The 14,630-nt window shown below is 65.9% G+C and carries 9 protein-coding genes; 3 read left to right on the top strand and 6 right to left on the bottom strand.

Annotated elements, in window-relative coordinates; translation table 11 throughout:
• Positions 1-48 precede the first annotated feature (48 nt).
• Positions 49-1,107 carry a LacI family DNA-binding transcriptional regulator gene (locus ACLIMP_RS16475; RefSeq protein WP_054436779.1) on the top strand — a complete coding sequence of 353 codons (1,059 nt, stop codon included), beginning with the start codon at positions 49-51 and terminating at the stop codon, positions 1,105-1,107.
• A 47-nt stretch (positions 1,108-1,154) separates the two neighbouring features.
• Here the strand turns inward: ACLIMP_RS16475 and xylB are convergent, their stop codons facing one another.
• The 6 genes from xylB to ACLIMP_RS16445 all read right to left on the bottom strand — a co-directional run bounded on the left by xylB (position 1,155) and on the right by ACLIMP_RS16445 (position 11,665).
• Positions 1,155-1,907, bottom strand: coding sequence for a D-xylose 1-dehydrogenase (gene xylB / locus ACLIMP_RS16470; protein WP_132469579.1), 753 nt, complete (start codon positions 1,905-1,907; stop codon positions 1,155-1,157).
• Between the two features lie 11 nt (positions 1,908-1,918).
• Positions 1,919-3,022, bottom strand: a complete 1,104-nt coding sequence (locus ACLIMP_RS16465; RefSeq protein ID WP_443478562.1) for a fumarylacetoacetate hydrolase family protein — start codon at positions 3,020-3,022, stop codon at positions 1,919-1,921.
• A gap of 188 nt (positions 3,023-3,210) precedes the next feature.
• Positions 3,211-5,277 (bottom strand): glycoside hydrolase family 97 protein, encoded by a 2,067-nt coding sequence (locus ACLIMP_RS16460; protein WP_324699134.1) that lies wholly within the window; start codon positions 5,275-5,277, stop codon positions 3,211-3,213.
• 121 nt (positions 5,278-5,398) lie between these two features.
• The gene (locus tag ACLIMP_RS16455) at positions 5,399-6,991 is read right to left on the bottom strand and encodes an alpha-amylase family glycosyl hydrolase (RefSeq protein ID WP_443478561.1); all 1,593 of its coding nucleotides are present in this window, start codon (positions 6,989-6,991) and stop codon (positions 5,399-5,401) included.
• A 21-nt stretch (positions 6,992-7,012) separates the two neighbouring features.
• Positions 7,013-8,728: an alpha-amylase family glycosyl hydrolase gene (locus tag ACLIMP_RS16450; protein ID WP_324699136.1), complete on the bottom strand. Its 1,716-nt coding sequence runs from the start codon at positions 8,726-8,728 to the stop codon at positions 7,013-7,015.
• A gap of 153 nt (positions 8,729-8,881) precedes the next feature.
• Positions 8,882-11,665: a TonB-dependent receptor gene (locus tag ACLIMP_RS16445; protein WP_185999182.1), complete on the bottom strand. Its 2,784-nt coding sequence runs from the start codon at positions 11,663-11,665 to the stop codon at positions 8,882-8,884.
• Positions 11,666-11,916: 251 nt separating this feature from the next.
• Between ACLIMP_RS16445 and ACLIMP_RS16440 the strand changes: the two genes are divergently transcribed.
• Both ACLIMP_RS16440 and ACLIMP_RS16435 read left to right on the top strand, forming a co-directional pair.
• On the top strand, positions 11,917-12,957 hold the full coding sequence (locus tag ACLIMP_RS16440) for a LacI family DNA-binding transcriptional regulator (protein ID WP_324699137.1): 1,041 nt from the start codon (positions 11,917-11,919) through the stop codon (positions 12,955-12,957).
• 177 nt (positions 12,958-13,134) lie between these two features.
• Positions 13,135-14,625 (top strand): MFS transporter, encoded by a 1,491-nt coding sequence (locus ACLIMP_RS16435; RefSeq protein ID WP_324699138.1) that lies wholly within the window; start codon positions 13,135-13,137, stop codon positions 14,623-14,625.
• Positions 14,626-14,630 lie beyond the last annotated feature (5 nt).

The following is a 14,630-nucleotide window of genomic DNA, read 5'->3' as shown; positions in this document are numbered from 1 at the left end:
CATTCCCCGGTGCTCTCCATGAGCGCCGGGGCTCCGCCAGGGAACCAGATGAGCACCAATACCAGAGGTCCGCGCAAGCAGCGCTCCAGCGCCAAGATCGACGATGTCGCCCGCCTCGCGGGGGTTTCGCCGATGACGGTCAGCCGCGTCATCAACAAGGGCGCCAACGTCCGCGAGGAAACCCGCCGCAAGGTCGAGGCCGCCATCGCCGAACTGAACTACGCCCCCAGCACCGCCGCGCGCGTGCTGGCGGGCGGAGAGGATCTCAGGATCGGCCTGCTCCATTCCAACCCGAGCTTTGCCTATCTCAGCGAATTCCTCGTCGGCGCGCTGGAGGAAACCAGCACGGCCAATGCCCAGCTTCTGGTCAAGCCCTGCAACGAGGAAGGCGCCGAGGCGAAGGCCGTGGCGCAGCTGCTGCGCACCCGTATCGACGGGGTGATCCTGCCGCCGCCGCTCAGCGATTCCCCGGCGGTTCTCGAGGCGCTCCGGCATGCCGACGTGCCGGTAGTGGCGGTCGCCACGGGCCGCGCGCCGGAATGGGCGCTCTCGGTGAGCATCGACGACCGCGAAGCCGCCTTCACGATGACGCACCACCTCGCCGCGCTGGGGCATAGGCGGATCGGCTTCATCACCGGCCATCCCAACCAGACCGCAAGCGCCGAGCGGCTCGACGGCTACCGCGAGGCGCTTTCCGCGCTCAGCCTGCCGTTCGATCCCTCGCTGGTGGCGCAGGGCTACTTCACCTATCGCTCGGGGCTGGAGGCTGCCGCGCAATTGCTCGACCTGCAGGCGCCGCCGACCGCGATCTTCGCCTCGAACGACGACATGGCCGCCGCCGCGATCACCGTGGCGCACCGGCGCGGGCTGGACGTGCCGGGCGCGCTGACCGTCTGCGGCTTCGACGATACCGCGCTGGCCGTCTCGGTCTGGCCCGAACTGACCACGATCCGCCAGCCCACCGCCGAAATGGCGCGCCGCGCGGTGCGTCTGCTGATCGGCGAGATCCGTTCGCGCAATGGCGGCGCCGCTGCGGGCGACCATCCGCACGTGGTGGCGGAATTCAAGCTGATCCGCCGCGATTCCGACGCAGCGCCGCGCGCCTGAACGTGCTGAAGGATGCCGGAACAGCCCGGCATCCTTCCTGAATACCGCTACCTCCAACCTGCATCGACGAAGTAGTCGTGCCCGGTGCACATGGCGCCGTCGTCTGAGGCGAGGAAGAGGCAGAGGGCGGCGACGTCGGCGGGCTGGATGCGGGCCTTGAGGCACTGTGCGGCCATGATCTCGGCCTCGCCCTCGGGGGTGTACCACTGTTTCTGGCGCGGGGTGTCGACATTGCCCGGCACGATGGTGTTGACGCGGATGTTGTCGGCGCCAAGGTCCCGCGCCATGGCCCGGGTCATGCCTTCCACCGCCGCCTTGGCGGTCTGGTAGAGCACGAGATCGGGCAGGCCGAGGTGCCAGCTGATCGAACCGAAGTTCAGGATCACGCCCCCGCCCTGCGCCTTCATGCCCGGCACCACCGCCTGCGCCGCGAAGAACTGGTGGCGCAGGTTCGTCGCCATGCGCTCGTCCCAGTAGGCCGGCGTCACTTCGTCGATGCCGTGCCGGTCATCGCTCGCGGCATTGTTGAGCAGCACGTCGACACCGCCGATCGCCTCGGCCAGCTCGGCCAGGACCGCGGCCGTCGCATCGAGATCGCGCAGATCGCAGGCGCGGAAATGCGTGCCCGGCAGCGCCGCGGACAGCGCCTCTCCGGCAGGGGCATTGATGTCGAGGAAGCCGACATGGGCGCCCTGCCCGGCAAACGCCTCGACAAGGCCCGCGCCGATGCCGGTGCCGCCGCCGGTGATGAGCACCCGCTTGCCCTTGAGGCTGGGATAGATGGCCGAATGGTTCGTCATGGATGTGATCTTCATGCCTTGAGCAGTCCGCGCGACAGCAGGTTGGCGTAAAACGCCCCGATTCCGGTGCTCCACGGCGCCGCATCGCGCGAGGTGACGACGCGGTTGGTGAGCTGGCCCAGCCGGTCGCTCTCGATCGTCACCACGTCGCCCACCTTGTGCGTGAAGCCGCGGCCTTCCTCGTCGCGGTCCTGCACCGGCGCGAACAGCGTGCCCAGGAACAGCACGAAGCCGTCGGGATACTGGTGCTCGCTCAGCGTCTGGCGCACGAGGTCGAGCGGATCGCGGCTGATCTCGGCCATGTTGCTCTTGCCGCTCAGCACGAAGCCGTCCTCGCCGGTGATCGAGAGCCGCACTTCGGCATCGCGCACATGGTCGATGGTGAAGCTCTCGTCGAACAGGCGCACCAGCGGGCCGAGCGCGCAGGAGGCGTTGTTGTCCTTGGCCTTGCCCAGCAGCAGCGCCGAGCGCCCCTCGAAATCGCGCAGGTTCACGTCGTTGCCGAGCGTCGCGCCCACGGCCTTGCCGTCGCTGCCGACCAGCAGGGCGATCTCGGGCTCGGGGTTGTTCCAGCTCGAATCCGAGCGCACGCCGATCTCGGCGCCCACGCCCATGGTGGAAAGCACCGGCGACTTGGTGAACACTTCCGCGTCCGGCCCGATGGCGACTTCGAGATACTGCGACCACAGCCCGTCCTCGATCAGCGCGGCCTTGAGCTGGGCGGCGCTGTCGGAACCGGGCACCACCGCGCGGATCTGCCCGCCGATACGCGCTTCCAGCCGCTCGCGAATGGCGGCCGCCGCGCTCCAGTCACCCCGCGCGCGTTCCTCGATCACCCGCTCGATCGCGGAAGTGGCGAAAGTCACGCCGCAGGCCTTGACGCACTGGAGATCGACCGGGCTGAGCAGGTTCACCGCCGCCGCATCGAACGCGCCCAGCCGCACCCCGCCCGCGCCCGAGAAATCGCCCGCCTCGACCAGCGCCGAAACCGTGGGCACCACGCCCGACATGTCGATCAGTTCGCCGCGCAGCACCAGGATCGGGCTAGGCCCCTCCCCAAAGTCCGCGCGGCCCACGAACGTTCCCTGCGCCCAGTCAGACGGCATCAGCGGCATATAGAAATGACTCCCCCAACCACGGTTATCAAATTGGTAGCGCTACCAACGACAATTTCACACAATTGTCAAGATCGGGCGAGCAGCCCTTCGTCATCTCCCTGCAGATGCCCGCAAACGCAGTGCGGCCCCGGAGCGATTTCTCGCCGGGGCCGCGCCGCTGGCCTGTTGCAACAGGGCTTGCGGGTCTACTTCACGGGAACGAGCCGCATCGCCGCGCCGCCGCCCGGTGCGAGCCAAAGATCGTAAGTGTCGCCCTTCTTCACGGTGCGCGTGTCATAGGCGATCCTGTGGCGGGCATCGGTGAGGTAGGTGGCGCCCTCCCCGTCCTTCCAGATCGTCGCCTTGTAGGTCTTGCCGGGTTCGAGGAAGTCGAACGAGAGCGTGACGTTTCGCGCCGTCGCGTCGTTCACGCCGCCGACGAACCATTCCGGGCTCTTCCGGTCCTTGCGCGCGAACACGGCGTAATCGCCCACTTCGCCGGCGATCAGGTGGCTTTCGGCCCAGTCGGTGGGGACGTGGCTGATGAATTCCATCTCGCGCGGGTGCTTGTCGAGGTTTTCCACGAAGTCCGCCGCCATCTGGATCGGCGAATAGATCGCAAGGTAGAGCCCAAGCTGCTTGGCCAGCGTGGAGGCCAGCGGATCGTGGTGTGCGCCTTCAAGGCTCAGCACGCCCGGCGTGAAGTCCATCGGGCCGGAGAGCATGCGGGTATAGACCAGCGTCGGCTCATGGTCCGGCCCGTTGGCGAAGGCACCCCAGGCGTTGTATTCCATGCCCCGCGCGCCTTCGCGGCTGACCCAGTTCGGATAAGTGCGGCGCAGGCCGGTGTCCTTGACCGGTTCGTGCGCATCGATGGAAATGTGATGCTGCGCGGCCAGCTTCACCACATCCAGATGATGGTTCACCTGACGCTGGCCGTCATGCCATTCCATATGCGTTTCGCCCGGCTTTTCGCCGTAATGCCAGGTGTCGGCAATGATGCCGCCGCCATCGGCGACGTAGCCGGTCTTCACCGAAGTGACGCCCAGCTTCTCATAGAGCGCGAAGCCTGCGTCCATCTGCTTTTCGTAGATGGCGATATTTCCGCCGGTCTCGTGGTGGCCGATCAGCACCACGCCCTTCTTGCGGGCATAGTCAGTCACTGCCTTGATATCGAAGTCCGGTGTCGCCTCGGTGAAGCTGAAGTCGCCGTGTCCGAACCAGTCGCCATCCCAGCCCTTGTTCCAGCCTTCGATCAGCACGCCGCCGAAATTGTGGCGGGCGGCATAGTCGATGTACTGCTTGGCGCGCGCGGTGGTGGCGCCGTGCTTCGGCCCGGTCGCCCATGTCCAGTCGCCGCGGATCATGCCCCACCAGATGCCGATATAGCGCATCGGCTTCACCCAGCTTACATCGCCCAGCTTGTTGGGTTCGTTGAGGTTCAGTTCCAGATCGTTCTCCACAAGGCCCGCCGCATTGTCCGCGATGCGGATCGTGCGCCAGGGCGTGTTGAACGGCAGATCGCGCACCACCCGCGCTCCGCGTGACGAAGGCGAAAGCGTGGTGCGGAAAGTCTGCCCATCCGCCCGCTTGAACCAGTAGCCCGCATAGTCGACCAGCGCCGCTTCGTGGAAAGACAGGTGGGTGCCGTCCTCCAGCTTCATGGTGATCGGCGTATGCGCGGTGGAAACCGCGTCGATCGCGGTCTTCTGGTAGACCTGCTCGTAGCGGTTCCATTCGCCGCCGGGGATCCACCATGCCTCACCCTTGGGCACGATGTCGAACTCGGTGGTTTCGTCGGCGATCTTCATCGTCTTCATCGCCGGCTGCTCGGGCAGTTCGTAGCGGAAGCCCACGCCGTTATCGAACAGGCGAAAATGCACGTCCATCAACCGGCTGCCCTGCGCGGCGGACTGGCGGAAGTGGACGGTCACCTCGTTATAATGATCGCGCACATTGGTGCGCTCACCCCAGGGCTGCTGCCACGTATCGTCATGCGTGCCCTTTTCGCTGCCGGAAATCGCGAAGCCGCGCACCATGTTGACGCCGTCGGTCAGCACGAAGCCCAGCTTGCTCGGCGCGATCAGCAGCTTGCCCTTGCGCGACAGTGACCATGTGGGGCGGCTGTCGTTGTCGGTGCCGACGGTGAGCACGATCGAGCCATCGGGCGAGGCGGCGGTGACGCTGGGGTGCGCGTCCTGCGCATGCACGGCAAGCGGTGCCAGAGTAGCGGCGAGGATGCTGGCTTTTGCCAGCAGGCGGAAAGGCTTCATGCCCGATCTCCTTTTGAAACTTGCACTGGTGCGGCGGCCATTGATGGGATGCATCGTCCCCGACCCGGCCCTCCACGTTCCTCGTCATCCCCGCGAAGGCGAGGGGGACGAAATTTTTTGGTCATTGCTCAATCCAGATCGCGCTCCATGCCGGGAGCGAGCCGGGCGTAGCGTCATTGACGGCAGCGAGGACTTTGCCCGTTGTCGGCACCTCCTGCGGCCAGGCCGCATCGCGCTCACCAATGTTGAACACTGCCAGCACGGAGCGCCCCTCCGCCTCGCGGCGCAGCACGAGCCGCGTCTCGTCCGCCAGCAGCACCTCGCAAGTGCCCCGGCGCAGCGCCGCATCGTCGCGGCGCACGTGGATGAGGCAGCGCGTCAGGTGCAGCAGCGAGGCGGGATCGGCCTCCTGCCGGTCCACGGCGCGGGCAAGGTTCGCTTCGGAAAGCGGCAGCCACGGGCGGCCGCTGGTGAAACCGCCGTGCTCGTCCTGCGCCTTCCACGGCAGCGGCGTGCGCACGCCATCGCGCGAGAGGGTGAGCGGCCAGTTGGCGATGGCCTCGGGGTCCTGAAGCAGTTCGAACGGCACCTCGTCCTGCTCCAGCCCGAGTTCCTCGCCCTGAAACACGATCGGATTGCCCCGCAGCGAAAGGAGCAGCATCGCCTTCATCCGCGCGAAGGCGTCCCGGTGCTCAGGAGCGCACCAGCGCGAGACGGCGCGCGGCGCGTCGTGGTTCTCGAAAGCCCAGCTCGGCCAACCCATTCCGGGCTCGTCCGGCCAGAATTCCTGCGCCGCCGCGACGCGCGTGGGGATCAGGCTCTCGGCATAGAGGAAGTCGAAGCCATAGGCGCTGTTCAGCCGCGCGGACCCTTGCGTGAAGGCCTTCATCTCCACCCCGGCATTGAGCCCGCCGACCTCGGCCAGCGAGTAGGTATCGGGATAGGAGGCGATCAGGGCCTGCAACCGCTCGATGAAGGCCAGAATATCCGGGTGCGACTGGTTGTATCGCTGGATCTGGAAGTCGTAGGGCCGCGTGCGGACTTTGCCATCATTCGGCGCGGGCGGATTGTCGCGCAGCAGCGGGTCATGCATCGAATGGTTGAGCGCATCGATGCGGAAGCCCGAGACGCCCCGGTCCAGCCAGAACTTCGCCACGCCCAGCAGCGCGTCCTGCACTTGCGGGTTGTGGCAATTGAGCTGCGGCTGCTCGGCCAGGAAGTTGTGCATGTAATACTGCCCGCGCCGCGCGTCCCAGCGCCATGCGGGGCCGCCGAAGATCGACTGCCAGTTGTTGGGCGGGGTGCCGTCCTCCTTGGGATCGGCCCAGACGTACCAGTCCGCGTGGCGGTTATCGCGGCTCTGGCGGCTTTCCACGAACCACGCGTGCCGGTCCGAAGTATGGGCGTAGACCTGATCGACGATGATCTTGAGCCCCAGATCGCGGGCCCGCGCGATCACCGCGTCGAAGTCTTCCAGAGTGCCGAAGATCGGATCGACGGCGCAGTAATCCGCAATGTCATAGCCGAAATCGGCCATGGGCGAGGCGTAGAAGGGCGAAATCCACACCGCCTCCACGCCGAGGCTGGCGACATGATCGAGCCGCGCGGCGATGCCGGGCAAGTCGCCGATGCCGTCGCCATTGGCGTCCGCGAAGCTGCGGGGATAGATCTGGTAGATGGCGGCACCGCGCCACCATTCGGCAGGTAAGGTCATGGTCTTTTCCGCAGGGGAGGATCAGGGTTTCGCCGCGCAGACCGCAAAGCCGAGCGGCGGCAGGTCTACGCGCACCGAACCGGGCGCGCTGGCTTTGGCGGCGCAGGCCGTGCCCGCCAGCGTTGCAAACGAGAGCGATGCCGGATCGACGACAACAGCTGCAGAGACCGGCGCGGTCGAGGTATTGAAAGCCAGCAGCACCTCGCGCCCGGTCTTGGGATCGAAGCGGGAGACGGCGACGAGGCCGGGCTTCTCCGATGCCGCGCGGGTGACCGAACGGCCATCGGTCAGCGCCGGCGTCTTCACGCGCAAGACGGAAAGCTGCGCGATCAGGCGGTAGAGCGGATGGGCGGGATCGAAGCTTTCGGTAGCCGTGGTCTTCGCCGAACCGACCAGCGCCTCGCCGTTGTAGATCGCCACTTTGCTGGCGAACATGTCCTGCCGCGAAAGCTGGTCGCCGCCGGCCCCTGTAAAGCCCTGTTCGTCGCCGTAATAGATCGTCGGCACGCCGCGCAGGGTGAGCAGCATGGCATGGGCCAGTTCACCCCGCTTCAGCAGTTCATCCGCGCTCATCGCCGGGTTCGCGGCCTTGAGGAACATCGCCGCGCGCCCGGCGTCGTGGTTGCCGAGGAACGTTGGCAATTGCAGCGCCGCCTTGGCGCCGCCCTCGTAAAGACCGTCATCATCGGGCAGGCGCGCCAGTTCCTCGCTGCTGCCACCGCCCGCCGCCTTCAGCACCGCATGCATGAAGGCGAAGTCCAGCACGCCGGGCAGCCCGGCATTGCGCGTCCAGCTGGCCAGCAGCGCCGGGTCGTAGTCGCCCGTCATCACTTCGCCGAAGATGTGGAAGTTCGGGATGCCCTTCGCCGCCGCGCGCGCCTTCATGGCGGGAACGAACGCGCGCCAGAATTCCGGGTTCACATGCTTGGCCGTATCGATGCGGAAACCGTCGATGCCGTACTTGTCGATCCAGTCGCCGTAGATCGCGATCATGCCTTCCAGCACGCGCGGGTTCTCGGTCGCAAGGTCATCCAGCCCGACGAAATCGCCAAGCTGCGCGCTTTCGCCCTTCCAGTCGGTATTGCCGCGATTGTGGTAGTAAGCCGGATCGTTGAGCCATGCGGGCGCTTTCACGCGCTCCTCGCCCCTGGGAACGAAGGGGGTATAGGCTGAGGCCGGATAGTCCGCCTTCGAACGGTACGGATAGCCCTCGGCAGCCCCCTCCCGGTACTGGATCACGTCTGCCGTGTGGTTGACGATGATGTCCATGTAGACCTTCATCCCCCGCACATGGGCGGCATCGACCAGTGCCTTGAAATCCGCGTCCGTTCCGAAATGCGGATCGACATGGGTGAAGTCGGTGATCCAGTAGCCGTGATAGCCTGCGCTCTCGCCCCCCTTCGGCCCCTGCACCGGCTTGTTCCTGAAGATCGGCCCCACCCAGATTGCCGTCGCGCCGAGGTTCTGGATATAGCCCAGCCGCGCGGCCAGCCCCTTGAGGTCGCCGCCGTGATAGAAGGCCTTGTCGGTGGGATCGAAGCCGGTGGCCAGCTTGCCGCCCTTGAGCCCGCCCGCATCGTTCGAACGATCGCCGTTCTCGAACCGGTCGGGCAGGACGAAGTAGATCACCTCCTGCTCGGGCGTTCGCGCGCGCAGGTCTTCCAGCGGACCCGCCAGCGCGACTGGCGCGGCAAGCGATCCGGCCAGCGCAATGAGGGAAGATAGCAGGCGGTGCATCTCGGGAACTCTCCGATGTTTTGCTTCAACGTCGCCCCGAAACCCGTTCGGGGGAAGCGGAACCGGGAAGGGAGGGAGAGGAACTTCCCGGTTCCGCCCATTGCGATGCCGCCGGAGAGGAGGAGGTTCCCCGCACGGCACCGATAACCGGCCTCAGAACTTATACGTGAAGCCCGCCAGATAGCGCGCGCCGTAGCGCTGATAGTCGATGATCTGGCGGCTATCGCCCGGATTGGTCGTCACGAAGGGCGCATTGGTGAGGTTCTGGCCCTGGATATAGAGCGAGAGCCCTTCCAGCGCGCTCCCCGGCTGGAAGTCATAGCCGATCTGCGCATCGACGATCGTTTCCGGCTGCGCGCGGCGCCGCTGGCGGTTGGCCGCGAAGCCCGAGACTTCGCCGATGAAGGTCGAACGATAGCGAACCGAGCCGCGCAGGTTGAAGCCCCACTTCTCGAAGAAGGCGGTGCCGTTGGCCACCCACTTCGAATAGCCCGGCAGCGCGGAAGCCGCTTCTCCCGGCATCGGATGGATCTTCGACTGCGTATAGGCGACCGAGCCGGTGACGCCGAAGCCCGACAGCGCCGAGGTGAAGGCATCGAAGGGAAGCGTTCCCGCCACTTCCACGCCGTAGAGCTTGCCGCCCTGCCCGTTGACCGGCACGTTGATGACCGCGATCGGCGAGATCGTGTAGCCATTGCCCGGATCGGGCAGGGCCAGCGTCGAACTGTCGATCACCACGTCCTGGTTGTAGATGTAGCTCTTCAGCTCCTTCCAGAAGAACTGCGCGGCGATATAGCCCTTGGCCGCGAAGTATTTCTCGAACGTGAGGTCAAGCGCATTGGCGCGCCACGGGCGCAGGTCCGGGTTGCCCGACGAACCCGTCACCACCGCCACGCCGTCAGTGAAGGTATAGCCGTATTCCAGCGAGGCGCGCATGTCGTCGAGGCGCGGGCGGATGATCTCGCGCGCTGCGGCGAAGCGGACCACGAAGTCGCTGGGGAAACGCAGCGAGAGATTGAGGCTGGGCAGCACGTCGAGATAGTCGGTGCTGGACCGGCGGGTGGCGTAGAAATAGCTCGGCGAGCCGTTGGGGTTGAGGATCTGTTCGCCCGTCACCGGATCGAGGTTGGGCGCGGCGCTGCCGCCGCTGGAGTTCTGGTCGGTCCAGATCGCCTGGACGCCCACGTTGCCGGTCAGTTCGGCGGCACCGATCTGCGACTTGATGTTGGCCTGGAGATAGCCGGTCATCAGCTTTTCGCGGATCGCATAGCCCTTGGAAACCACGTCTCCGGTGGGGTTGGGCACCAGATTGTAGATGCCGTCCCGGATCAGGTCGAGCGGGTTGTAGCTGATGACGTTGCCCAGCCCGAGGTACTTCAGATTGGTGGTGCCGAGGCGGTACTGCTCGGGCACTTCCACACTGACGGTGCCGTCGGTATTGGCGGCAAGGCCCAGGAAATATTCCTCGGGAACCAGCGTCTTGGAGTGGCTGGTATAGTTCATGCCCGCCTGGATCGAACTGAGGAAGGAGGAATCCAGCTCCTTCTTCACCTCGGTGCGGAACTGCCAGAGCTCGTCCTTGATCTTGCGGTTGTTGTAGTAGCCGTCCTGCCCGCCGTAGATCGCGGTGCCGTCAGTGCCGATCTGGGTGCCGCCCCAGCCCTGCGGGCTGGTCAGCAGGATCTGGCTCCAGTCTCCATAGTCGAGATCGTGGGTGAAAGTGGTGCCCCTGGCGGCGCTGGTGAAGCCGATCGTATCGGTGGCGCCCTCTCCGGCGCGGCCGGTGCCCGAATAGCTCTCGATGGTCAGTTCGTTGCGGTCGGTCTTCGAATAGCTGGCGTCGAACATCGCCGTCCAGCCGTCATCACCCTTCCATTCGTTGTTCCAGCCGAAGGAATAGAGCTTGGCATGGCGCTGGAACACGTCGTTGCGCAGCACGCCCTTCACGTTCGAGAAGCTGCCCGAATTGATCAGGCCGTCTTCCACGGTGTAGCCCGGGTCCAGCGTGGCCGAGGACCAGTAGAGCGGCAGTTCGATGCCGCGCTTGATCTGGTCGTCCTTGAAGTTCGAATAGAAGGCGTCGATCGTCGAGGTGAAGTTCGCGCTCGGCCGCCATTGCAGCGTGCCGTTGAGCCCGAGCCGCTTCAGCTTGCTGGACGTGTTGTACGACTTCGAACCGCCGATAACCTTGTTGCCGTCTGCCGCATCGGCATAGCCCCAGGAGTTGAACTCCTGCACCTGATAGGGTTCGTCGTTGTAGCTGGCGCCGAGCGCAATGCCGAGCGTGTCGTTCGCGAACTGGTCCACGTACATGCCGTTGACGCGGAAGCCCTTGTCGTCCGAGCCCTTGTTCAGTTTGCCGAGATCCGCATAGACACCGCGCGCGCCCACGGTGACGATGCGCTTGCCGGTATCGAGCGGCCGGATCGTGCGCATGTCCACCGTGCCCGACAGCCCCTGCCCGACAAGGCTGGCCATCGGCGTCTTGTAGACATTGACCGCGTTGATGACTTCGGAAGGGTACTGGTCGTACTCGACGGCGCGGTTGTCGCCAGTGGAGGTCTGCTCGCGGCCGTTCAGCAGCGTGGTCGAGAAATCGGGCGCGAAACCGCGGATCGAGATCGCGTTGGAGCGGCCGTTGACGCGCTGCGAGGTCAGGCCCGGCAGGCGGGCGATGGACTCGGCGATGGAAGCGTCGGGCAGCTTGCCGATATCCTCGGCGGAAACCGATTCCACGATCTGCTCGGCGCGCTTCTTCTTGTTGACCGCCGATTCAAGGCTGGCGCGAAATCCGGTGACGATGATCGCCTGATCCTGCTTGGGATCGTCCACCGGGGCGGCGTCCTGCGCGAAGGCGAAAGACGGCACGGCGGCCAGGGCGGCCGCAAGCGCCAGCGAAGACGAATTCCGGCGCGAAAACTGCTTATGAAGCGACATCCTGTCCTCCTCCTCAAGTGACCGTCCGCCCCTTCGATGTCTCGGGGTCGGCCGTGGAAGGCCCGGCGATTTTTTGCACCGCGACTCTTTCCGTTCCCTCTCGCTTAGGGCGGGACAGGCGAATGCATAATATGGCATACGTATACGCAAGTGCCGCGAGGCCACGTCGCGTTGCGCGAATGCAACGCGGCGGACATGGGCGAGACGGCGGAAAAACAGGACTTTAGCGGGCGAGACAGGGAAGCGGGACGATGGGACGCAAACCGAGCAACAGGCCGACCAGTTTCGACATCGCCTATCGGGCCGGGGTGTCCCAACCCACCGTCAGTCGCGCGCTGCGCGGCAGCAAGGCGGTGAGCGCGGCCACGCGGGCCCGGATCGAGGCCATCGCGCGGGAGCTGAACTACTCGGTCGACAAGAACGCTTCCTCGCTGCGCTCCCAGCGGTCGAACACGATCGCGCTGTTGTTCTTCGAGGAGCAGACGCCCGACGATTCCAAGATCAACCCCTTCTTCCTCGCCATGCTGGGCGCGATCACCCGGCAATGCGCCAATCGCGGGATGGACCTGCTCATCTCGTTCCAGAAGATGGAGGACGACTGGCACGTCCGCTATCAGGACAGCCACCGCGCCGACGGGCTGATCCTGCTCGGCTACGGTGACTACACCCTCTACGAAAGCCGGCTTGAGCAGCTTGTCGGGCAGGGCACCCAGTTCGTGCGCTGGGGCTCGGTGAGCGAGGACAATATCGGCGCAACGGTAGGCTCGGACAATTTCGGCGCGGGCAGGCTGGCGGGAGAGCACCTGATCGCCCTCGGCCGCAAGCGGATCGCCTTCCTCGGCCAGGCGGACGAGCACTACCCCGAATTCGCCGAACGCTACCGCGGCCTCTGCACCGCGATGGCGGAGGCCGGGATCGCCTGCGACCCCGCGCTCCAGCACGATGCGATCAGCCACGAGGACCTCGGCGAAAGCGCGATGCGGGCACTGATCGAGGACGGCGTGGAATTCGACGCCGTGTTCGCCGCCAGCGACCTCATCGCCATCGGCGCGATGCGCGCGCTCGCCGCCGCCGGGCGGACGATCCCCGGCGATGTGGCGGTCATGGGCTTCGACGACCTGCCCGCCGCCAGCATGACCAATCCGCCGCTCACCACGGTCATGCAGGACCTGAAAGGCGCGGGCGAAAGCCTGGTCGAAACGCTGGTCGCCCTGATCGAGGACCGGCCCGTGCCGGAAGCGACGCTGGGCGCCAGACTGATCGCGCGGCGCAGCACGCTGGGCCCGCTCTAGGCGGGGTTCTGTGCCCCTTAGGTGTCGTTCTGTCGCGCCCGGAATTCGAAGGTATTCGTATGCATGTTGCCGTCGCCGAGCCGCCATGCAAGGTCTCCGGGCCATGACCGATGCGACCATGGATGCGCGCGGCAAAGGGAAGGAATGCCGATGACGGGGGCCGGGAAAGGCGCGGAAATGCTCGAAAAACCGCGGCAGGGATGGGCCGGGCTATGGAACATCAGCTTCGGCTTCTTCGGCATCCAGATCGGCTTCGCGCTTCAGAACGCCAATATGAGCCGGGTCTTCCAGTCGCTCGGTTCCTCGATCGACGACCTGCCCGCCCTGTGGATCGCCGCGCCCCTCACCGGGCTGCTGGTACAGCCGATCGTCGGGCATATGTCGGACCGCACCTGGCTTGGCCGCTTCGGCCGCAGGCGCCCCTATTTCCTCGGCGGCGCCGTGCTGGCCGCGGTCGCACTGCTGGCGATGCCGGAAAGCGGCGGCCTGCTGATGGCAGCCATGCTGCTGTGGATGCTCGACGCCAGCCTTAACATCTCGATGGAGCCGTTCCGCGCCTTCGTCGGCGACATGCTGCGCAAGGACCAGCACACCGCAGGCTACGCGGTGCAGACCGCCTTCATCGGCGCCGGCGCGGTGGTGGGGTCGCTGTTTCCCTACGTTCTCGACCACTTCGGCATCAGCAACAGCGCGGTGCCGGGCGGGATACCCGATACCGTGCGCTACAGCTTCCTGGCGGGCGGCCTCGCCCTGCTGGCGGCTGTGCTGTGGACGGTCCTGACCACGCGCGAATATTCACCGCAGGAGCAGGCCGCCTTAGAGGAGCCGGAGCAATCGCCTTCCGCACCGGCGGCCGACAGCCTGGCAGACCGCAACCTGCTGGGCGGGGCGCCGTGGATCGCGGCAGGCGTGCTCATCGCGCTGGCCGTGCGGTTCTGGGGTCTGGAAAAGGAAGTCTATCTGCTCGCCGGCCTGCTCGCGGCATACGGGATGGCGGTGATCGCCGCGATCGCCTTGGCCCGATCGGGGCGCAGCGCCTCGATGCTGGCTGGGATCGTCGGCGATTTCTCCGGGATGCCGCCCATCATGAAGCGGCTCGCCTTCGTGCAGTTCTTCAGCTGGTCGGCGCTTTTCATCATGTGGATCAATACCACGCCGGTCGTCGCGCAGTATCATTTCGGATCGGCAGATCCCTCCAGCCCCGCCTATCAGGAGGCCGGAAACTGGGTCGGCGTGCTGTTCTCCGTCTACAACGGCGTGGCGGCCGTGGCGGCGCTGGCCTTGCTTCCGTGGCTGTCAGGGCGGCTGGGCAAGGCCCGCACGCACGCGCTGTGCCTCATGTTCGGAGCCCTCGGTTTCGCGGGCTTCATGGCCATTCGCGACCCGGATGCGCTGGTGCTGTGCGAAATCGCAATCGGAATCGCCTGGGCCTCGATCCTGGCGATGCCCTACGCCATTCTCGCCAGCAGCCTGCCGCAGGCGAAGCTGGGCGTGTTCATGGGCCTGTTCAACGTCTTCGTGGTGCTGCCGCAATTGCTGGTGGCCACCGTCATGGGCTCGATCATGAAAGCCTTCTTCCCCGGTCAGCCGATATGGACCATGGCCTTTGCCGCCGCCACCCTGCTGATCGCCGCGCTCGCCGCTCTGAGAATTGGTGAAGCGCATTAGGTCGT

Origin of the sequence: Novosphingobium aeonii (genome assembly GCF_052279045.1) — a bacterium.
GTDB lineage: Bacteria > Pseudomonadota > Alphaproteobacteria > Sphingomonadales > Sphingomonadaceae > Novosphingobium.
The sequence above is the reverse complement of the archived record's forward strand: the minus strand, read 5'-3'. Positions and strand labels throughout refer to the sequence as shown.